Source organism: Aeromonas sp. FDAARGOS 1403 (genome assembly GCF_019047325.1).
Lineage (GTDB): Bacteria > Pseudomonadota > Gammaproteobacteria > Enterobacterales > Aeromonadaceae > Aeromonas > Aeromonas dhakensis.
This window is the reverse complement of record NZ_CP077249.1, coordinates 1,190,001-1,211,444: the sequence shown is the minus strand read 5'-3', so window position 1 is coordinate 1,211,444 and position 21,444 is coordinate 1,190,001. Positions and strand designations below refer to the sequence as shown.

General features: G+C 61.1%; 15 protein-coding genes, 1 tRNA gene, 2 rRNA genes and 1 pseudogene (1 of these 19 cut by a window edge). 9 read left to right on the top strand and 10 right to left on the bottom strand.

Going from position 1 to position 21,444, the window contains the following annotated elements:
* The first annotated feature begins 83 nt into the window (after positions 1 to 83).
* Together I6L33_RS05870 and I6L33_RS05865 are read left to right on the top strand one after the other, a co-directional pair.
* Complete coding sequence (locus I6L33_RS05870) at positions 84 to 1,136, top strand: HlyD family secretion protein (protein ID WP_216973696.1); 1,053 nt, start codon at positions 84 to 86, stop codon at positions 1,134 to 1,136.
* On the top strand, positions 1,136 to 2,689 hold the full coding sequence (locus I6L33_RS05865; RefSeq protein WP_017764707.1) for a DHA2 family efflux MFS transporter permease subunit: 1,554 nt from the start codon (positions 1,136 to 1,138) through the stop codon (positions 2,687 to 2,689). The genes I6L33_RS05870 and I6L33_RS05865 overlap by 1 nt, the downstream gene beginning before the upstream one ends.
* Positions 2,690 to 2,751: 62 nt before the next feature.
* Here I6L33_RS05865 and I6L33_RS05860 read toward each other — a convergent pair whose 3' ends face one another.
* A complete protein-coding gene (locus tag I6L33_RS05860) occupies positions 2,752 to 3,378 on the bottom strand; it encodes a lysoplasmalogenase (protein ID WP_005308018.1) in 627 nt (208 codons plus the stop codon).
* Positions 3,379 to 3,566: 188 nt separating this feature from the next.
* On the opposite strand from I6L33_RS05860, the gene I6L33_RS05855 reads away from it, so the two are divergent.
* On the top strand, positions 3,567 to 3,707 hold the full coding sequence (locus I6L33_RS05855) for a hypothetical protein (protein ID WP_216974157.1): 141 nt from the start codon (positions 3,567 to 3,569) through the stop codon (positions 3,705 to 3,707).
* A 184-nt stretch (positions 3,708 to 3,891) separates the two neighbouring features.
* Here the strand turns inward: I6L33_RS05855 and I6L33_RS05850 are convergent, their stop codons facing one another.
* The 6 genes from I6L33_RS05850 to I6L33_RS05825 form a co-directional block, all read right to left on the bottom strand.
* Positions 3,892 to 6,453, bottom strand: a complete 2,562-nt coding sequence (locus I6L33_RS05850) for a TRAP transporter permease (RefSeq protein WP_216973695.1) — start codon at positions 6,451 to 6,453, stop codon at positions 3,892 to 3,894.
* An 87-nt stretch (positions 6,454 to 6,540) separates the two neighbouring features.
* On the bottom strand, positions 6,541 to 7,512 hold the full coding sequence (locus I6L33_RS05845) for a TAXI family TRAP transporter solute-binding subunit (RefSeq protein WP_206219285.1): 972 nt from the start codon (positions 7,510 to 7,512) through the stop codon (positions 6,541 to 6,543).
* A gap of 416 nt (positions 7,513 to 7,928) precedes the next feature.
* Complete coding sequence (locus I6L33_RS05840; protein ID WP_216973694.1) at positions 7,929 to 10,082, bottom strand: S9 family peptidase; 2,154 nt, start codon at positions 10,080 to 10,082, stop codon at positions 7,929 to 7,931.
* A 224-nt stretch (positions 10,083 to 10,306) separates the two neighbouring features.
* Positions 10,307 to 10,738: a DUF411 domain-containing protein gene (locus I6L33_RS05835; RefSeq protein ID WP_017778467.1), complete on the bottom strand. Its 432-nt coding sequence runs from the start codon at positions 10,736 to 10,738 to the stop codon at positions 10,307 to 10,309.
* A gap of 47 nt (positions 10,739 to 10,785) precedes the next feature.
* Complete coding sequence (locus tag I6L33_RS05830; RefSeq protein WP_005308010.1) at positions 10,786 to 11,109, bottom strand: hypothetical protein; 324 nt, start codon at positions 11,107 to 11,109, stop codon at positions 10,786 to 10,788.
* Positions 11,110 to 11,196: 87 nt separating this feature from the next.
* Positions 11,197 to 11,919, bottom strand: coding sequence for an SDR family oxidoreductase (locus I6L33_RS05825; RefSeq protein ID WP_216973693.1), 723 nt, complete (start codon positions 11,917 to 11,919; stop codon positions 11,197 to 11,199).
* A gap of 143 nt (positions 11,920 to 12,062) precedes the next feature.
* Here I6L33_RS05825 and I6L33_RS05820 point away from each other — a divergent pair, with 143 nt between their 5' ends.
* From I6L33_RS05820 to I6L33_RS22180, 6 genes and pseudogenes are all read left to right on the top strand, one after another.
* Entirely contained in the window at positions 12,063 to 12,908 is an 846-nt protein-coding gene (locus tag I6L33_RS05820) for a LysR family transcriptional regulator (protein WP_026141732.1), read from the top strand.
* Positions 12,909 to 12,964: 56 nt separating this feature from the next.
* The gene (locus I6L33_RS05815) at positions 12,965 to 13,564 is read left to right on the top strand and encodes an NAD(P)H-dependent oxidoreductase (protein ID WP_216973692.1); all 600 of its coding nucleotides are present in this window, start codon (positions 12,965 to 12,967) and stop codon (positions 13,562 to 13,564) included.
* Positions 13,565 to 13,634: 70 nt separating this feature from the next.
* Positions 13,635 to 15,491, top strand: a complete 1,857-nt coding sequence (locus I6L33_RS05810) for a monovalent cation:proton antiporter-2 (CPA2) family protein (protein WP_005308005.1) — start codon at positions 13,635 to 13,637, stop codon at positions 15,489 to 15,491.
* Positions 15,488 to 15,874: a SirB2 family protein gene (locus I6L33_RS05805; protein ID WP_042005460.1), complete on the top strand. Its 387-nt coding sequence runs from the start codon at positions 15,488 to 15,490 to the stop codon at positions 15,872 to 15,874. The genes I6L33_RS05810 and I6L33_RS05805 overlap by 4 nt, the downstream gene beginning before the upstream one ends.
* 304 nt (positions 15,875 to 16,178) lie before the next feature.
* Positions 16,179 to 17,165 carry a YafY family protein gene (locus I6L33_RS05800; RefSeq protein WP_005308002.1) on the top strand — a complete coding sequence of 329 codons (987 nt, stop codon included), beginning with the start codon at positions 16,179 to 16,181 and terminating at the stop codon, positions 17,163 to 17,165.
* A 1,096-nt stretch (positions 17,166 to 18,261) separates the two neighbouring features.
* A pseudogene (locus tag I6L33_RS22180) lies at positions 18,262 to 18,393 on the top strand (phosphoribosylaminoimidazole carboxylase); the annotation flags it as partial.
* A 90-nt stretch (positions 18,394 to 18,483) separates the two neighbouring features.
* Here I6L33_RS22180 and I6L33_RS05795 read toward each other — a convergent pair.
* The 3 genes from I6L33_RS05795 to I6L33_RS05785 all read right to left on the bottom strand — a co-directional run.
* Positions 18,484 to 18,560 (bottom strand) — tRNA-Asp (locus I6L33_RS05795).
* A 95-nt stretch (positions 18,561 to 18,655) separates the two neighbouring features.
* Positions 18,656 to 18,770, bottom strand: a 5S ribosomal RNA gene (rrf, locus tag I6L33_RS05790).
* A gap of 84 nt (positions 18,771 to 18,854) precedes the next feature.
* Positions 18,855 to 21,444: ribosomal RNA gene (locus tag I6L33_RS05785) — 23S ribosomal RNA — on the bottom strand; it runs 299 nt beyond the window's last position.

Here is a 21,444-nt window from a genome sequence, read left to right as displayed (position 1 = left end):
AAACTGTATATCTCATAAATGGATACTAATCGAAACAGTTGGCCAGTGTTAGCCTGCCTCTCTTAAGTTCAGGAATCCCCCACATGAGTCAACACAAGAAGATCCCCCTGCTGGCCGCCATGATACTGGCCCTGCTCGGCCTGCTGTTTGCCGGTTACTGGTATCTGCACGGCCGCTACTTCGAGAGCACCGACAACGCCTACCTGCAGAGCGAGGTGACCGGCATCGGCTCCAAGCTCTCCGGCTACATCAGCGAAGTGCTGGTGACCGACAACCAGCCGGTGAAGGCCGGCCAGCTCATCGCCCGTCTCGACGACCGGGAGTACAAGACCAAGGTGGCCGAGGCCGAAGCCGACCTGCGTCTCAACCAGGCGACGGCGGAAAATCTCGCCGCCACCCGCACCCAGCAGCTGAGCCTCATTCGCCAGGCCGAGGCCAAGGTCAGCTCGGCCAATGCCGAACAGGTCCGGGCCCAGCAGCAGGTGCGCCGCGTCAGCCAGCTCAACCAGCGCCACTACAGCTCCCAGGACAGCCTGGACGAGGTGCGTGCCGGTTTGCAGGTCAATCAGGCCCAGGAGCAGGAGGCCAAAGCGGCCCTGCAGGCCGCCCGCGAGCGGCTGCTGGTGCTGGATGCCGAGGCCAAGCAGAACCAGGCCAAGCTGGCCCTGAGTGAGGCTCAGCTTGAACAAGCCAGGCTGGAGCTTGGCTACACCGAGCTGCGGGCACCGGCCGACGGCATCATCGGCAAGCGCAGCCTGCGGGCCGGGCTCTACGTCCAGTCCGGCATGCAGGTGGCCAGTCTGGTGCCGCTGCAGCAGGTGTGGGTCGAGGCCAATTTCAAGGAGACCCAGCTGCTCCACATGCAGCCCGGCCAGAAGGTGGAGGTGATCCTGGATGCCTATCCGGATCAACCGGTCGAGGGGATCATCGACAGCCTGGCGCCGGCCACCGGTGCCAAGTTCGCCCTGCTGCCGCCGGAGAACGCCACCGGCAACTTCACCAAGATCGTGCAACGGGTACCGGTGAAGATCCGCATTCCGGATCCGGGCGCGCTGGCAGGCAAGCTGCTGCCAGGCCTCTCCACCGAGGTGATCGTCGACACCCGCAGCCCTGATCCCGTGGTCGCCGCCAACTGATGGACGCCATACCACGCCGCAACTGGATCGCGGTCATGGGGGGCCTCATCGGCGCCTTCATGGCCATCCTCGACATCCAGATCACCAACGCCTCCCTGAAGGACATTCAGGGGGCTCTGTCGGCCACCCTGAGCGAGAGCTCCTGGATCTCCACCTCCTATCTGGTGGCGGAGATGATCGCCATCCCGCTGAGCGGCTGGTTGAGCCGGGGGCTGAGCGTGCGGCGCTACCTGCTGTGGACCACCGGCGCCTTCATCGTCGCCTCCGTGCTCTGCTCGTTCAGTTGGAACCTCACCAGCATGATCGTCTTTCGGGCGCTGCAGGGCTTCACCGGCGGGGCGCTGATCCCCATGGCCTTCTCCCTCATCGTCAGCCTGCTGCCGCTGCACAAGCGAGCCACCGGCATGGCGCTGTTCGGCCTGTGCGCCACCTTCGCCCCTGCCATCGGCCCGACCCTGGGCGGCTGGCTGACCGAGCAGATGTCCTGGCACTACATCTTCTACCTGAACGTGCCGCCGGGACTGCTGGTGATGGCCATGCTGGCCCACGGGCTGGACAAGAAGCCGGTGGACTGGGAAGTGATCAAGCGGGTGGATCTCATCGGCATCCTTACCATGGCGGTGGGGCTTGGCCTGTTGGAAGTGGTGCTGGAAGAGGGCAACCGGGAGGACTGGTTCGGTTCCAGCTTCATCGTGCGGCTCACCGTCATCTCGGTGGTGGCGCTGGTGTTCTTCGTCATCAGCCAGCTGCTGCGCCGCCACCCGCTGGTCAACCTGCGGCTGCTGCACAACCCGCGCTTCGCGCTGGCCTGCTTCGCCTACCTGGTACTCGGCATGGCTCTGATGGGCTCCATCTATGTGCTGCCCCTCTACATGACCCAGATCCACAACTACAACGCGCTGGAAATCGGCGAGGTGCTGATGTGGATGGGGTTGCCCCAGCTGCTGGTACTGCCACTGGTGCCCAAATTGACCCACAAGATAGACCCGCGCTATCTGGTCAGCTTCGGTTTTCTGGTGTTCGCCGTCAGCTGCTTCATGAACATGAACATGAGCGCGGACTACGCCGGGCCCCAGCTGATCCAGTCGCTCATCGTGCGGGCGCTGGGACAACCCTTCATCATGGTGCCGCTCTCCCTGGTGGCGACCGCCAGCCTGACGCCGGACGAGATCCCCTCCTCCTCCACCCTGCTCAACGTGCTGCGCAACCTGGGGGGGGCCTTCGGCATCGCCATCATAGCGACCCTGATCGACAACGATACCCGCACCCACGTCAGCCAGATCGGCAGTACCCTGGCCGCCACCAGCATAGAGGGACAGGCCTATCTGCTGCAGCTGGCCCAGAGCATGATGGCCCAGGGCTCCGGCCCCGAGCTGGCCCGTCTGCAGGCTCAGGCCATGCTGTCGAACACCATCAGCCGCGAGGCGGCCATCATGGCCTACAACCAGGTGTTCTTCGTGATGGGTATCTTCCTGCTGATCGCCAGCGCCCTGATGCTGCTGCTCAAGCAGCCGGCCCCGAGGGCGCCGGATGCCGAACCGGTCGAGGCGTGAAAAGAGTGAGAAGGGAGTAGCAAAACGGGCCGGCAGGCCCGTTTTTTATTGCGGCCCGCCGGTCAACCCGCCAGCGAGGCGGCGATCAGGAACTGGGCGGCGAAGTAGCTGCTCATCACCCAGGCGGTGGCATGGGGGAAGGGGCGACGGAAGCGGTCCAGCGCCAGCATGCTGTCGGAGAAGAGGAACATCAGCGCCCCCACCAGGGCAGCGGCGCTGCCGGCGGTGAGGGAGGCGTGCCAGGCACCGGCGGCCACCCAGGCCATGCCGATGATCACCAGCATGTAGCAGAAGACGGGGATCTTCATCTCCCCGAGCTTGCCCCACAACAGGCCGAACACCATGCCGGCCACCAGCAGCAACAGCAGGCCATCCACCAGGTTCAGCACCAGCGGCCCCTGGGCGAAGCCGACGATGTAGCAGAGGTGCGCGACAAGAAATGCCGCCAGCCCCTGGATGAAGCGGTCGCTCGGCAGCATCAGCAGCACATCGCCGGCCAGCGACAGGCAGAGACCGAGCAGGATCCAGGCGTGGGAGCCGTCGTGGTCATAGCCCTGATAGCCGAACGCCAGCGCTATGATGAGCAGCATGGTCAGCGGCTTGCTGATGTAGAACTGACGGGAGTCTGAGCCGTAGGCCGCACGAATGTGCCACCAGCCCGATGCGATGATCAAGAAACTCAATAACATGCCCTGCTCCTCACGTGTCGCTCGCAGTCATACGGCAACATCTTCTTGCTGACAGGGAGAGTAACAAATTCCCCCGGCCAGTGGCAGAGGCGCTCAGCAAACGAGCACTCTACGCCTAAAGTCTAATTGTCCCGCACACCCGGTTCGGGCATAAGGAACGGGTTCGGAGGATCACCATGGAAGAAGCAATGAGAAACTATCTGCCCGCCATCGACATCATGATGTGCCACTTGGGAATCAGCTTTGAGCAGGCCTGTGAGCAGCTGGGATTGAGCCAGGTGGAGCAACAGATCCTGAGCCTGCTGCAGGAGCAGGATCCGCAAGAATAAGCCCTCCCGCGGCCCGTATAGATATCATGATGTGCCGAGTTGAATAGGTCTGAGAGCAGCCGGAACTGAGCCAGGTGAAGCAACAGCCTTTCAACCTGCCGCAGAAGCAAGCTCCGCAGGAATAACCCCACACGGGGTAAATAAAAACGGCGCCATCGTGGCGCCGTTTTTATTGGGTGCGGGATCAGCGTGCCTGACGGCGCCGCTGCAGCCAGATCACGGCACCGAACAGCAGGAAGCCCGGCAGCCACATCAGCTCCTTGGGCCAGCGCTCGGTGGGCGCCTTGACGCTCAGGATCTGCTGATCCATCTCCAGCCCCAGCTCGGCGGCCTGGCTGCCGAAGGTGATGCTGTCGATCAGGATCTTGCCATCCTGCTCATAGGTCTGGATCCCCAGCTTGGTCAGACGATCCTCACCGCTCGCGCCATCCGGCACCGGCAGCAGCACGGTGAAGCGGCGCAGCTTGCCCACCGCATCTTCCCCTTCCATCCGCAGGCGCAGGGTACTTTCGGCCTCCACCTGGCCCATGGTCTGGGCCAACTCGGCCGGCGCGGCGTCGCGATACGGGTCGTGCAGCATGTCCATCCAGAAGCCGGGACGGAACAGGGTGAAGGCCACCAGCAGCAGCAGCACGCTCTCGTACCAGCGGCTCTTCACCAGGAAGTAACCCTGGGTGGCGGCGGCGAAGATCAGCATGGCGATGGTGGCCACGATGAAGATCAGCACGCCGTGGGCGAAGTCCACGTTGATGAGCAGCAGGTCGGTGTTGAAGATGAACAGGAACGGCAGCGCCGCGGTGCGCAGGCTGTAGTAGAACGCCGTGATCCCGGTCTTGATGGGATCTCCCTTGGAGACGGCGGCCGCGGCGAACGAGGCCAGCCCCACCGGCGGGGTCACATCGGCCATGATGCCGAAGTAGAAGACGAACAGATGTACGGCGATGAGCGGCACGATGAGGCCATTCTGCTGCCCCAGGGTGACGATTACCGGCGCCAGCAGGCTCGACACCACTATGTAGTTGGCGGTGGTGGGCAAGCCCATGCCGAGGATCAGGCTCAGCAGGGCGGTCAGCAGCAGCATCAGCAGCAGGTTGCCCATGGAGAGGAACTCCACCAGATCCGCCAGCACCAGGCCGACGCCGGTCTGGGAGACGGCCCCGACTATGATGCCGGCGGTGGCGGTGGCGATGCCGATGCCGATCATGTTGCGGGCACCGGCGATCAGCCCCTCGCGCAGATCCACCATACCGTCGGTGAAGCTGCCGTAGTCATGCTTGCCATCGGTGCGCAGCCAGTTCAGCAGCGGGCGCTGGGTCAGCAGTATGATGATCAGCATCACCGAGCCCCAGAAGGCCGACAGGCCGGGGGAAAGGCGCTCCACCATCAGACACCACACCAGTACCACCACCGGCAGCAGGAAGTGCAGGCCGGAGAGCAGCACGGCGCGGGTCTCCGGCAGCTCGTCCAGCGGCTTGTCCGGATCTTCCGATGGCAACGGCTCGTTGCTGGCGGCGATCTTCAGCAGTCCCAGATAGGCGGCGGCCAGCAGCACGCTGATCCCCGGCAGGGCGTAGTCGCCCAGCGCCGGCTTGAGCCAGCCCAGGCCATAGTAGACTGCCATGGAGAGGCCGCTGATAAGGGCGGCACCGAAGGCGAAGCCGGTCAGGCGGCGCAACCAGGGCCGCGGCTGACGGTTGCCGATGGGCTGCATGCCGAGCTTGAGTGCCTCGAGGTGCACTATGTAGAGCAGGGCGATGTAGGAGATAGCCGCCGGCAGGAAGGCGTGCTTGATGATGTCGACGTAGGGAATGCCGACGTACTCCACCATCAGGAAGGCGGCGGCCCCCATGACCGGGGGCATGATCTGGCCGTTGACCGAGGAGGCCACTTCCACCGCGCCGGCCTTCTCCTTGGAGAAGCCGACCCGTTTCATCATGGGGATGGTGAAGGTGCCGGTGGTCACCACGTTGGCGATGGAGGAGCCGGAGATGACGCCGGTCAGGGCCGAGGCCACCACAGCCGCCTTGGCCGGGCCGCCGCGCAGGTGGCCGAGCAGGCTGAAGGCGAGCTGGATGAAGTAGTGGCCCGCACCGGCGCGCTCGAGCAGGGCGCCAAACAGCACGAACAGGAAGACGAAGCTGGTGGAGACCCCGAGGGCGATACCGAACACCCCTTCGGTGGTGATCCACTGGTGGTTGGCCAGCGCGTGCAGGCTCACCCCACGGTGGGCCAGCAGGGAGGGCATCCAGGGGCCGGCCAGGCTGTAGGCCAGGAAGACGATGGCGATCACCGCCAGGGCCGGGCCGAGGGCACGGCGGGCGGCTTCCAGCAGCAGCGGAATGCCGATACAGGCGACCACGAAGTCCATGGTGGTCAGGTTGCCGGGGCGCTGGGCCAGCTGCTCATACATGATGAACAGGTAGCTGGCGACGGCGGCGCCGATGAGGCCAAGGGCGATGTCACCGAGCGGCACCCGGTCGCGCGGCGAGCTGCGCATGGCCGGGAACACCAGATAGGCGAGCAGGATGGCGAAAGCCAGGTGAATCGAGCGTGTTTCAGTGTCGTTGAGAACACCGATGCCGAGAGAGAACGGCAGCGGCGAAGCGATCCAGAGCTGGAACAGGGACCAGATCAGCGCAAGACCCGCGATGATCCAGCTCATGGTGCCCACCGGCAGGCGGGCTCCCACATCCTGGGCGATCAGCTCCTCGGCCGAGAGCGCCTCTTGTTGTTGTGTTTGCTGCATAGTGTGGCTCTGTTGGTACTGCAATAAATGAGACTCGCCCCCCCGAGGGAGGAGCGAGTCTGGGGCACATCCGAAACCGCAACCGGATTACATCCAGCCACGTTCCTTGTAGTAGCGCACCGCGCCTTCATGCAGCGGGGCGGAGAGACCCACCTTGATCATGTCGGCTTCCTTCAGGTCGGCGAAGGCCGGGTGCAGGCGCTTGAAGCGATCCAGGTTGTCGAACACGGACTTGACCAGCTGGTAGACCACTTCCGGATCGGCCTTGGCGCTGGTGGAGAGTACGGCCTTGCCACCGATGGACGGGGTCGGGTTCGGGCTGCCCTTGTACAGGCCACCCGGGATCTCGGCCTTGCTGTAGTAGCTCTTCTCGGCCAGCAGCTTGTCGATCTCGGGGCCGGTCACCGGCACCAGCACGGTGTCGGTGGTGGTGGAGGCTTCCTGGATGGCACCGTTCGGGTGGCCAACGAAGTAGCTCATGGCGTCGATGTTGTTGTCACCCAGGGCAGAGGCCTGCTCGGCGGGTTTCAGCTCGGAAACCAGGCTGAAGGCGGACTTGTCCCAACCCTTGACGGCCATGATCTCTTCGAAGGTGTCGCGCTGGCCGGAGCCCGGGTTGCCGATGTTGACGCGCTTGCCCTTCAGATCGTCGAAGCCGGCGATCTTGGCGTCCTTGCGGGCCAGGATGGTGAACACTTCGCTCTGCAGGGAGAAGACGGCGCGGATGTCATCCATCGGACCCTCGGCCTTGAACGGCTCGACGCCCTTCATCGCCTTGTACTGGTGGTCGGACTGCATGATGCCGAAGTTGAACTCGCCGGAGCGGATGCCGTTGACGTTGGCAACACCGCCGCCACTGGCCGGGGCGTTGCACTTGATCTGGTGATCGGCGGCGCCGCGGTTGAGGAAGCGGCAGATGGACTGGCCCGCCACGTAGTAGACACCGGTCTGACCGCCGGTGCCTATGGTCACGAAGCGCTCCTGCGCCTGTACCGGACCACCAAACGAAACGCCGACCAGAGCTGCCGACAGGGCACACGCCAGGGATAATCCTTTCATGTTGTTCATCCTTTTTGATTGATTCAGCTCGCCCGTTCCACGGGCGAATGCAAGACAAACCGCCGTGCTGCGTCGGCGGTCGTCCGTGACCTCGCGATGAGGAAATGGGTGAACGACCAGCGTTCCCCAAAAAGCCACCAGCATCCTGTGGTGAGACAGTCGGCTTCATGCCAACCAGAGATAATTGGCACCGAGGGTGCCAATTAAAGAGTTATAACGGCATCGATTAAGCACACGGCGCCAACATAAATCAAACAAAAAACACAAAATCAGGAATATCAGGCGCCAGAAGTTTGAAGCCGATCATTAATTTGCCGATCGAAGATTAATTGGTTGTGCTACCGGACGGCAGGCGGGAAGAGAGAAAGGAGATTCTTTTGCAGCCCTTGTCTGGCAAGGGCTGCGACCTTGGTGACTTATGCTTTTGGCTTGGCCAGATCCAGGATAAACGCAAACTCCAGCGCGATATCCTCGTAGGCCTTGAAGCGGCCCGACTTGCCGCCGTGGCCGGCGTCCATGTCGGTACTCAGCAACAACTTGTTATCATCCGTCTTCAGCTCGCGCAGCTTGGCCACCCACTTGGCCGGCTCCCAATACTGCACCTGGGAATCGTGCAGACCCGTGGTGACCAGCAGATTCGGGTAAGCCTGCGCCTTGACCTGATCGTAGGGGCTGTAGGCCTTCATGTAGTCGTAGTAGCGCTTCTGATTCGGGTTGCCCCACTCGTCATACTCGCCGGTAGTGAGGGGGATGGACTCGTCCAGCATGGTGGTGACCACGTCGACGAAGGGCACCTGGGCCACCACGCCGCGATAGAGCTGGGGCGCCTGGTTGATGACGGCCCCCATCAGCAGGCCGCCGGCGCTGCCGCCCATGGCGTAGACCTGATCCCTGGCACCATAGCCCTGCGCCACCAGCGCCTCGGTCACGTCGATGAAGTCATTGAAGGTGTTCTGCTTTTTCAGCAGCTTGCCATCCTCATACCAGTGGCGGCCCAGCTCCTCGCCACCCCGGATGTGGGCGATGGCGTAGACGAAGCCGCGGTCCAGCAGGCTCAGCCTGGCGCTGCTGAAGTCCGGATCCATGCTGGCGCCATAGGAGCCATAGCCGTAGACCAGCAGCGGATTGGTGCCTGCGCCGGTCCCCTCCTTCTTGAACTGGTCCTTGCGATAGACCAGCGACACCGGCACGGCCACGCCGTCACGGGCGGCGATCCAGAGCCGCTCGCTGGCATATTGATCGGCCTTGAAGCCCGCCACCGACTGCTGCTTGAGCAGGGTGCGCTTGCCGCTGTTCAAGTCGAGCTCGTAGGTGGAAGACGGCGTGGTCATGGAGGAGTAGCCATAGCGCAGGGCGCTGGTGTCCGGCTCCGGGTTGTAGGCAAGCCAGGTGACATAGGCGGGATCGTCGAAGGCGATCTCCTTCTGCTCGCCGCTCTGCCAGTTGACCTGGCGCAGCCGGGTCAGCCCCTGACTGCGCTCCTCCAGCACCAGCCACTCCTTGAACAGGGCATAGCTCTCCAGCAGTACATCCGGATTGGGGGCGATCACCGCCTTCCAGCGCTCCACCGGGCTCTCTTTGGTCTCGTAGAGGCCGAAGTTCTTGCCGTCCTTGTTGGAGCGCACATAGAAGCGGCCGCGGTAGTGATCCAGGCTGTACTCGTGATCCACCTGGCGCGGCAGGAACAGCCGCGGCGCCTGGGTCGGCACGTTGGCATCGATGAGGCGCGCCTCGCCGGTAGTGGTGCTGGAGAGGGCGATGACGATGAAATCTTCCGAGGTGGTGGCATAGAGGCTCACATAGAAGGTGTCGTCCTTCTCCTCGTAGACCAGGGTGTCCTTGGCGGGATCCGTACCCAGCTCGTGGCGATAGACCTGGTAGGGCAGCAGGGTCTTGGGGTGCTTGCGCACGTAGAACACCGTCTTGCTGTCGTTGGCCCACACCAGATTGCCGGAGGTGTTCGGAAGCGTATCGGCGGCCCACTTGCCGCTCTCCAGATCGAAGAACTGGATCTGGTACTGGCGGCGGGAGAGGAAATCTTCCGCCACCGCCAGCCAGCGGTTGTTGCGGCTCACCTCGAGCGCCCCCAGAGCGTAGAACTCGTGGCCCTCGGCGCGCTGGTTGCCGTCCAGCAGCAGGCTTGTAGCCTCTTCACCAATTTTGCTGCGTGAATAGATGGCGTACTCCTTGCCCGGCTCGTAGCGGGTCTGGTAGCGATAGCCGTTCTTCACATAGGGCACCGACTCGTCCTGCTGGGGAATGCGGGCAACCATCTCCTGATAGAGCTGGTCGCGCAGCGGCTTGACCGGTTTGAGCATGGCGTCGGTGTAGGCGTTTTCGGCCTCCAGGTAAGCCAGCACCTCGGGTTTCTGGCGCTCGTCATCGCGCAGCCAGTAGTAGTTGTCGACCCTGGTATCCCCGTGTTTCTTGATGGCGTGAGGGTGTTTGGCGGCCACGGGAGGCTGGATCTGGGTGTCGCGTGTGGGCATGGCGGACTCATCATTGGCATATGAACAGGGAACGGCGGCCAGACAAGCCAGCAGCAGAAGCCCTCGGGAAAAGGTGAACATGTCGCATCCTTTGCGCTTTAAAAGGGTTGGCGGACCTGAGCCTTGGCTCCTTGGACAGGGGACCAATCTGCCCCTTGTCGCCTTCAGTTGCAAGTTCTCCCGCGCCGGGATGTAAAAGGGCCGCCATCTCGCGATGGCGGCCCCCATACCTGACCGTGAGCAACACAGGCTCGCTCAGGTGTGCCTCACATGATGGAAGTGTGTCCGCTCACGGCCAGTCTTCATCAGCCGGGGTAGCTCGACCAGACCCTGGTCGCGCCCTCATTGCTGATGCTCAGCACCTGATAGGGCTGACCCGGAATATCCATGCCCGGCGCACTCTGGGGCATGCCCGGAATGGTCAGGCCGCGGAGCGCCGGTTTTTCCTTGAGCAGTTTCTGCACATCGGCGGCGGGCACGTGTCCCTCGATCACATAGCCGTTGACCACGCCGGTGTGGCAGGAGGCCAGCTGCGGAGTGATGCCGTACTGCTGTTTGACCGGTGCAAGCTGTTCGGTTTCGATGACCTCGAGCTCGAAGCCATTCTCTTCCATGTGCTTGTTCCAGGCCTGGCAGCAGCCGCAGTACTTGGATTTGTAGACGGTCATCTTCTCGGCCGCGAGAGCAGAAAAGCTGACGGTACCGGCCAGCACGGCCAGTAGCAGGGATTTGTACATAACTCACCTCAGATTGAATGAAACATGCCCGGGAACGGGGGTCAGATTCAAGCCAGGGTGCGGGGAGGACGCTCCAGCCGGTCGGTCGGGACATCCGGCATGAACTGGGAAGGGGAGATGAAATCCGGGGCATCGGGCTCCAGCATGGCAACCGTCAGGCTGTCACTGCTGAGTACCGTCATGGCGAGCGCCGAGGTGAAGCTGCCGCAGGGCATGGCTTTCTCCAGGGTGCGTTCGCTCTGGCTGCAATGAGGCGTCAGGGTACAGAGATCGGTCGCCGCCCTGCTGCCAAACGACATCAGCACCATCAGCAGACTCCACAGGGGGAGCCAGCGGCGGGCGCGAGCGAGTTGGCGACGGGTCAGAACCATGAGACGACTCATTGACGAAAGGTGGCCTATGGTAACCCCTGGCCCAGGGGGAGGGTCAAGCCCTCCCCCTCTTCCAGTCAGCCTCCATCAAGGTTGCTGACGGGTGGCCGCCAGCACGATCTCGCGCACGCAGACATTGGCCGGCTGGTTCCATGCATAGAGCACGGCCTCGGCGATCACCTCGGGCGCAATGACGCCGCCCATCTGATCCTTCCAGTCGTGGTAGCCGGCCTTGATGCTCTCGTCCGTGGTGTGGCTGAGCAGCTCGGTCTCCACCGCGCCCGGGGCTATGGTCACCATCCGCACGCCGACATCGGCCACCTCTTCCCGGATGTTTTCGGTCAGGGCGTGTACCGCGAACTTGGTGGCGCAGTAGGCGGCATGGTTCGGGAAGGTCTTGCGACCGGCGATGGAGCTGATGTTGATGATGGTGCCGCTGCGGCGCGCCTTCATCCCGGCCAGCACGGCGTGAACACCGTTCAACACCCCCATCACGTTGATGTTGAGCATCTGCTGCCACTCGGCCGGGTCCTGCACGTCGGCCTGGCCCAGCAGCATGACGCCGGCGTTGTTGACCAGGCAGCCGACCGGACCGAATTGCGCCTCGGCCTGCTGGATGGCGGCCTTCATGGCAGCGGTGTCGGTCACGTCGACCCCGATGCAGAGGGTATCGGGCAGGCCCAGCGCCCGCATGGGCTCGACCCGGCGGGCCAACAGCAGCAGCGGATGGCCGGCGGCGGAGAAGGCGCGGGCGATGGCGGCACCGATCCCGGCGGAGGCACCGGTGATCACGACGAGAGGCTTGGACATGATGTTTTCCTTCTGATTCAAGAGTCGGTTTGAGCAAACAAGCGGCTGGCCAGCACGGAACGGGATCACTATAGTCACTGCATCCATCAGTGATAAATATTGTTTTCCGCTGGTTATCATCTGAAAAAACTATGGTTGGGCTTATGCTGGATCTGAGACTGCTGCGCTTCTTCATCGCCATCTATGAAGAGAAGAACATCACGGCGGCGGCCGAACGCTGCCACGTCAGCCAGCCCTCCCTCTCGGCGGGGCTGCGCCAGCTGGAAGAGACCCTGGGTGACAGCCTGTTCATTCGGGGCAAGAAGGGGGTGGAGGCGAAGGACCCGGCCCACTACCTCTATCCCCACGCAGTCAAGCTGGTGGAGGAGGCGCGCCGTCTGCCCGAGCTGTTTCGCCAGAAGGCGACGCGTGCGCGGCTCAATCTTGCCATCATGCCGGACCTGAGCCGGCGCCGGCTGGCGGGATTGCTGCAGCAGGTACAGGCGGTGCTGCCCGAGCTGGATCTCACCCTCTCCGATTACGGGACGCCTGCCGACTGTCGGCTGACCCTGGATGCCCTGCGCCGGGAGGACGAGATCTTTCTGCCGCTGTGGGAAGAGGACTATGTCTTGTGCGTGCGCCGCGACCATCCCCTCGCCGGCCGCCGGCAACTCGAACTGGCCGAGCTACAACATTATGATTTTATTGAGTGCCCACCCTGCGAGGCCCATCAGCAGACCATAGGCCTGCTGGCCTGTGATCGGCTCACCCTCAATCTGGTGGCCAAGGCCGAAAGCAAGGGGCTGGTGATGGCGCTGGTACTGGCCGGGATCGGCATCAGCTTCCTGCCGGACGGGCTGGTGGAGGACGAGGCGGGGCTGTGCACCGTGCCCGTGAGCGGGCCCCGGATGTTCCGGCGCATCGGTCTCTGCTATCCCGCCCACCAGACCCTCAATCCGGCGCTGCGCGAGCTGATCCCGGAGCTGGCGGGCCACGGCGCTTCTTGCTAACGTCGCTGCGCAATGCATCTTTTGCCGGCATCCACTCCTCTTCAGGTCAGGACCCCATGAAACGCATTCTGGTCATCTTCTCACACCCGGCGCTGCAGAGCTCCCGGGCCAACAAGCAGCTGCTGCAGGCCATCGACGGGCTGGAGGGCGTCACCCTGCACGACCTCTATCTGCACTACCCGGACATGTTCATCAACGTGAAGCGGGAGCAGGCCCTGCTCTCTGAACACGACATCATCGTCTTCCAGCACCCCTTCTACTGGTACTCCTGTCCGGCCATCATGAAGGAATGGATGGATCTGGTGCTGGAGTACGGCTACGCCTATGGCCCGGAAGCCCACGCCCTCAACGGCAAGCAGTGGCTGTCGGCCATCACCACCGGCGGTGCCCCCGAATCCTACTGCAGCGCTGGCTACAACCAGCGCCCGCTGCTCGACTTCCTGCTCCCCTTTCAGCAGACGGCCCAGCTGTGTGGCATGAGCTGGCTGCCCCCGTTCGTGCTGCACTCCTTTCACAAGATCCGGGACCCGGAGGCGCTGCGCCGCTGCGGCCAGGACTATCGCCAGCTGCTGTGCGCCCTGCGCGACGAACAGCTGACCCCGGAACAACTCGGCGGCACCCCCTATCTGCGCGATCTGCTGGAGGTACTCCCATGACCCGATCCCGATCCGGGCGTAGTCCCGGCCTGCCTTCATCGGCCTCCACCACAGCGCGGAGGATCCGCTGATGGGACACGGTTTGCTGTTCGATGCCTTCATCTACCTCTCAGCCGCGGTGATCGCGGTGCCGCTGGCCAAGCGCTGGGGGCTGGGCTCCGTGCTCGGCTACCTGCTGGCGGGGATCATCATAGGCCCCTTCCTGCTGGGGCTGGTGGGTGAGCAAAAAGATGTGATGCACTTCGCCGAGTTCGGGGTGGTGCTGATGCTGTTTCTGGTCGGGCTGGAACTCAGGCCGGCGCTGCTGTGGCAGCTGAAGGGGCCCATTCTCGGCACCGGCGGCCTGCAAGTGCTGCTCACCACGGCAGCCCTGACCGGCGTGGCCCACCTCATTGGCCTGCCCTGGCAACAGGGGCTGGCCATCGGCCTCATCCTGGCGCTCTCCTCCACCGCCATCGTGCTGCAGAGCCTGCAGGAGCGCAAACTGATGCAGAGCGAGAGCGGCCGCTCCGCCTTCGCCGTGCTGCTGTTCCAGGACATCGCCGTCATCCCCATCCTGGCGATCCTGCCGCTGCTGGCCATTGCGCCGGTGGCCAGCAGCGGCAGCTCTGAGCTGGCCGGCTGGCAACACGGCCTGCTGGTGGTGGCCGCCATCTCCGGCATAGTACTGGGTGGTCATTACCTGATGCGCCCGGTGTTTCGCGCCATCGCCCAGTCCCACATGCGGGAGATCTTCGTCGCCGCTGCCCTGCTGCTGGTGATCGCCATCGCCGTGCTGATGGAATCGGTCGGCCTCTCCCCCGCCCTCGGCTCCTTCCTCGCCGGGGTGGTGCTGGCGGACAGCGAATACCGCCACGAACTGGAGGCGGATATAGAGCCGTTCAAGGGGCTGCTGCTCGGCCTCTTCTTCATGTCGGTGGGCGCCGGTATCAACTTCGGGCTGTTTGCCGAACATCCGCTGCTGATCCCGGCCCTGGTGGTCGGCCTGATGCTGCTCAAGTGGCTGGTGTTGATGGCGCTTGGCTTCATCATCCGCATCTCGCCGAGCCAGCGCTGGACCTTCGGGCTGGCGCTGGCCCAGGGGGGGGAGTTCGCCTTCGTGCTGTTCTCGTTCGCCGCCCAGAATAGGGTGTTGCCGGGGGATACCATCGCCCTGCTGACCCTGGTGGTGGCGCTCTCCATGGCGCTGACGCCGCTGCTGCTGATCCTCAACGATAGGGTGATCCAGCCCTGGTTCGACTACCGCAACCAGAGCGAGGTCCCGCAGCACGAGCAGCCGGAGCTGGTGGAGCACCCGGTGATCATCGCCGGCTTCGGCCGCTTCGGTCAGATAGTGGGACGTTTGCTGCACGGCCACGGCATAGGTACCACTATCCTCGAACAGGATGCCAGCCAGATCGAGATGCTGCGCAAGTATGGCTATCAGGTGTTCTACGGGGATGCCAGCCGGCTCGACCTGCTGCACGCCGCCGGTGCCCACAAGGCCAAATTGCTGGTGCTCTCCATCAACGACCCTGCAACGTCACTCGAAGTGATTGAAATGGTGAAGAAACACTTCCCGCACCTTAAGATACTGGCGCGAGCCCAGGATCGTCCCCACGCTCACGAGATCCTGCGTCAGGGCGTGGGCAGCGTGTATCGGGAAACCCTGGGTTCCGCCGTGGATCTGGGGGTGGAAGCCCTGACCCAGCTCGGTTTTCGGGCCAACCAGGCCTGGCGGGCCGGGCAGACCTTCAAGCAGCACGACAACTGGCTGCTGCGGGAGCAGGTCAACTACCTGGACGACGAACACACCTATATCAACAAGAGCCTGCAATACCGGGACATCCTCTCCGATCTGCTGCAAGACGATCAGGAAGGACAGGAGCGCATTCACGCCCACAACTGGAACAGCGGTCTGCCCGACAACGACAAGGAAGCAATATGATTGCCTATTACCCCCTGCTCAAACACCTGCACATGACGCTGGCACTGGTCAGCGTGCTGCTGTTCCTCTATCGCTGGCTGCTGGCCCTGGGGGGCAGTGCCCGCCTGCAGCAGAAGTGGCTGAAGATCCTGCCCCATGTCAACGACACCTTACTGTTGCTGTTCGGGGTGCTGCTGGCGGTGACCCTGCAGATGAGCCCGGGTCAGCAGCCCTGGCTGATGGCCAAGCTGATCGCGCTGGTGGTTTACATCGGCCTCGGCGTCATGGCGCTCAAGCGCCCTGCGCGCAGTCAGAAGCTGGTGGCCGGCCTCGCTGCCCTGGCGGTATTCGGCTACATGGTGGGCGCCGCCATCACCAAGTCGGCCTGGTCCTGGTTGGCCTGATCCGACAGCAAAAATCCCCGCCCGGTGGAGGAGAGTCCTCTCCTCCACATCATATTCTGCGCTTACCCATCATTTCTGTTTTTTCTTCTATGCCAAATCCGTAAGACAGCACTTTCATTTGGCGAATTTTCATCATTTTTTAGCCTCAATTGCTGCCAGAAAAGAGAGCGTTCTCTTTTATGATCATGCAGTTAGCTTGGTTTGTATGAAAATGGCGACAGTTGTCGCAGCAAAACTTGCGACATAGACTGTCGCAAGGCATGGCTAGGATACACTCAACGCTAAACCAGTGAAGGCATGCACCATGAGTAAGAAGCTGTTACGACAACTGACCTTGGCGCGTTGCATCCCGCACCGCCCTTACAAGCTGACCGCCAGCCAACTCCAGGTAAAACTGGAAGAAGAAGGCATTCATGTCAGTCTGCGTACCGTGCAACGGGACCTGGAAGAGATGTCCGGCATGGGGTTGTTCGATCTCACCTCGGATGAACGCAGCAAACCACACGGCTGGTGCTTCGAGCGCCATGGCCTCAACGATTTTGCCAACATCATGCCGCTGTCGCTGGCAGTGGCGCTGAAAACCTGGAGCGACCAGGCCAGCCAGCTGCTGCCCGCCAGTGTCCTGACCGAATTGAACCCGCTGGTCGACAAGGCCAGCCAGGTGATCCGTGACAGCCAGAGCGAACTGGCGGAACGCTGGCTCGAGAGCGTGCACCAGTCACCGCGTCCGTTTGCCGGCAATCCGGAGATCCGCCGCAGCACCCTGATCCGCGATGCTCTGTGGCGTGGCCGCAAGTTCAGCGCCGAGATCCAGCGTGTCATCAAGGAGCGCACCGTGTGGCTCTGCTATGACCGCATCAATCCGCTCGGCATTCTGAACCAGGCAGAGGGGCCGACCCTGCTCTGCACCCTCTCCGAGCTGGATCCCAAGGTCTACGGCATCCCGTTCGACCACATCAAGAACGTGGAGCTGACCAACTTCAGCGCGACCCAGCCGAAGGATTTCAATATCCAGAAACTGATCCGCGATCAGGGGTACCAGGATGTCAGCGGGCCGATCCGCTTCGTCGGCCGCATCGATGCCAACTGCCCGACCCTGGTCGACGGCCAGATCCCCGGCCACAACCCGCGCATGACCCGCTACGACAAGCGCAGCGTGGTGGTGGAAACCGAGGTGCAGGACACTCCGGAGTTCCGTACCTGGCTCAACAACATGAGCGGGAACCTGGAAGTGCTGGCGCCAGAATCCTTGCGCAAGGCATATCCGACACCGGGTAGTCGCGTCAGCTGACACCTTCTCAAAAAGCCGGGCCAAGCCCGGCTTTTTGTATTCTTTTTGAGCATATTTATTCAACTAATTTTTAAGCCTTACCCTCCGAATTGAGCCTGTTTTTACCATCGTTTTCGTCCTGTTTTTGCGTGTGAGAGATCAGCCATCGCCGCTGTAAGAGGCCACTGTGTCGAACCGTACGCGAAGCCATCTTTGAATCCTTATGCTTTCCCGTGAAACAAACTAACAGCATGATTAATATGAATTTATTATCACAACAATGATCGTTTAAGCGTTCCCATCACGCCGACAACGCCGGATCCTCCCTTGTTCCGCCCTCTGGTTCCCTTAATATGGGTCTCACAAGGACGAAGCTGGTTCGGCAGGATGCAGAAGCAGCGCATAAGCAGGGAATAAACCACAGGACGTGGGCAGGGAACACCTCAGGATGAGGCCGATAGCCAGGATGGTTATCAAAGGGAATACAGGACACTGCGGGACGTGGTTGAGGACACCTCGGGATGAGGCAGAGCAGCAGGATGGTTGCTCTTCAGGACGAACAGGAACCTCGCTGGAGGCGAGCAGGACAGCTTCAGGATGAAGCGAGATAACCCGGATGGTTATCTGTCAGGATGACGCAAGGAACACCACGGGATGTGGTAACGGACACCTCCAGGATGGAGAGAGTGCAGCAATCAGGACCGATTGCCAGGCTAGGATGGCCACAGGACACCTCAACGGATTGGGAAGGGGATATTCCGAAGGATCAGGATAAAGTCAGGGATTGCAGGGAGCGTTGCAGTTCAGGGACTGGACGAAATGACTCGAGGGGACGGCAGCTGCCGTCCCCTTTTCTTTTTGCGCTTTTTATTAGGAACAACCCAATCACATCACTCACGCTGCAGATGTTGTGCATGCCACTTCCCTGCGCTTGTTCCTGCTGCTCGTCACTCTCGTCCATACCTTGACTGAGTCTTTCGACAAGACCTCTCTAAAGGCCTGAAAGAAGCGCCGAGACATTCAAACTGCACTTCGTATGCGTGACGGAGCATAGAGGCACTCTGCAGTCTTCCACGACACTCAGTGGAGTGTCGTTCTCCTCTCATTTCATTGCAGGCAAGAGAGACAGCGCTAGCAGCTGATCCAGCAGGGTCCGGGGGATCACATCAATATCCCTGCCCGCCAGAAGCACAGGGTCGAGTGGACCCATCCCGACATGACCACTGTCTGGCTCTGCGTGTTTTACTGAGTCGCTTGAGGAAAAAGAGGCATTTCGGGGGAAATTAGGACGGTGTCGGAAACGAAAAAAGCCCAGTCTGTCGACTGGGCTTCTTGTTAGTGGCGGAGCGGACGGGACTCGAACCCGCGACCCCCGGCGTGACAGGCCGGTATTCTAACCGACTGAACTACCGCTCCGCATTCGGTTAGCTTTCGCTAAATCTTTTGCCGCTTCTTGATGAGGTGTCATCCTCGCAGCCGGTCATGTCTTTCACATCACCGTTTAATTGGGTGCCTGGCAGTGTCCTACTCTCGCATGGCGAATGCCACACTACCATCGGCGCTACAGCGTTTCACTTCTGAGTTCGGCATGGGGTCAGGTGGTTCCACTGCGCTATTGCCGCCAGGCAAAAATCTTCAATCTGAAAAAGCTGATTTAATTCTTCGTTCTCGGTATCTGCTACAAGCCTTCGAACACTTCTTGGGTGTTGTATGGTTAAGCCTCACGGGTAATTAGTATGGGTTAGCTCAACACGTCGCCGCGCTTACACACCCCACCTATCAACGTTGTGGTCTCCAACGGCCCTTTAGGACCCTCAAGGGGTCAGGGATGACTCATCTCAGGGCTCGCTTCCCGCTTAGATGCTTTCAGCGGTTATCGATTCCGAACTTAGCTACCGGGCAGTGCCACTGGCGTGACAACCCGAACACCAGAGGTTCGTTCACTCCGGTCCTCTCGTACTAGGAGCAACTCCCTTCAATCATCCAACGCCCACGGCAGATAGGGACCGAACTGTCTCACGACGTTCTGAACCCAGCTCGCGTACCACTTTAAATGGCGAACAGCCATACCCTTGGGACCGACTTCAGCCCCAGGATGTGATGAGCCGACATCGAGGTGCCAAACACCGCCGTCGATATGAACTCTTGGGCGGTATCAGCCTGTTATCCCCGGAGTACCTTTTATCCGTTGAGCGATGGCCCTTCCATTCAGAACCACCGGATCACTATGACCTACTTTCGTACCTGCTCGACCTGTCCGTCTCGCAGTTAAGCTGGCTTATGCCATTGCACTAACCTCCTGATGTCCGACCAGGATTAGCCAACCTTCGTGCTCCTCCGTTACTCTTTGGGAGGAGACCGCCCCAGTCAAACTACCCACCAGGCACTGTCCGCGAGCCCGATTCAGGGCCCTGCGTTAGAACATCAAACATACAAGGGTGGTATTTCAAGGACGGCTCCAGCGCAACTGGCGTCACGCCTTCAAAGCCTCCCACCTATCCTACACATGTAGGTTCAATGTTCAGTGCCAAGCTGTAGTAAAGGTTCACGGGGTCTTTCCGTCTAGCCGCGGGTACACCGCATCTTCACGGCGAATTCGATTTCACTGAGTCTCGGGTGGAGACAGCATGGCCATGGTTACACCATTCGTGCAGGTCGGAACTTACCCGACAAGGAATTTCGCTACCTTAGGACCGTTATAGTTACGGCCGCCGTTTACCGGGGCTTCGATCAAGAGCTTCGCTTGCGCTAACCCCATCAATTAACCTTCCGGCACCGGGCAGGTGTCACACCCTATACGTCCACTTTCGTGTTTGCAGAGTGCTGTGTTTTTGATAAACAGTCCCAGCCATCTGGTCACTGCGACTCCCGTCAGCTCCATCCGCAAGGGACTTCACCAACAAGAGCGTACCTTCTCCCGAAGTTACGGTACTATTTTGCCTAGTTCCTTCACCCGAGTTCTCTCAAGCGCCTTGGTATTCTCTACCCGACCACCTGTGTCGGTTTGGGGTACGATGACTTGTAATCTGAAGCTTAGAGGCTTTTCCTGGAAGCAGGGCATCAATGGCTTCCACACCGTAGTGTGTTCGTCTCGTGTCTCAGTGTTGTGTCTCCGGATTTGCCTAGAAACACCACCTACGCACTTTCACCAGGACAACCGTCGCCTGGCCCACCTAGCCTTCTCCGTCCCCCCATCGCAATTACAAGTCGTGCAGGAATATTAACCTGCTTCCCATCGATTACGCCTTTCGGCCTCACCTTAGGGGTCGACTCACCCTGCCCCGATTAACGTTGGACAGGAACCCTTGGTCTTCCGGCGAGGAGGCTTTTCACCCCCTTTATCGTTACTTACGTCAGCATTCGCACTTCTGATATCTCCAGCATGCCTCTCGACACACCTTCGCAGACTTACAGAACGCTCCCCTACCACTCACGCTTAGCGTGAATCCGCGGCTTCGGTGCCTGGTTTGAGCCCCGTTACATCTTCCGCGCAGGCCGACTCGACTAGTGAGCTATTACGCTTTCTTTAAATGATGGCTGCTTCTAAGCCAACATCCTAGCTGTCTGAGCCTTCCCACATCGTTTCCCACTTAACCAGAACTTTGGGACCTTAGCCGGCGGTCTGGGTTGTTTCCCTCTTCACGACGGACGTTAGCACCCGCCGTGTGTCTCCCGGATATTACTTACTGGTATTCGGAGTTTGCATGGGGTTGGTAAGTCGGGATGACCCCCTAGCCCAAACAGTGCTCTACCCCCAGTAGTATTCGTCCGAGGCGCTACCTAAATAGCTTTCGGGGAGAACCAGCTATCTCCGAGTTTGATTGGCCTTTCACCCCCAGCCACAGGTCATCCCCTAACTTTGCAACGTTAGTGGGTTCGGTCCTCCAGTTGATGTTACTCAACCTTCAACCTGCCCATGGCTAGATCACCCGGTTTCGGGTCTACACCTTGCAACTAGACGCCCAGTTAAGACTCGGTTTCCCTACGGCTCCCCTATACGGTTAACCTCGCTACAAAATGTAAGTCGCTGACCCATTATACAAAAGGTACGCAGTCACCCCGAAGGGCTCCCACTGCTTGTACGTACACGGTTTCAGGTTCTATTTCACTCCCCTCACAGGGGTTCTTTTCGCCTTTCCCTCACGGTACTGGTTCACTATCGGTCAGTCAGGAGTATTTAGCCTTGGAGGATGGTCCCCCCATATTCAGACAGGATGTCACGTGTCCCGCCCTACTCGATTTCACATCAAGGTTGTTTTCGTGTACGGGGCTATCACCCTGTATCGCCGGCCTTTCCAGG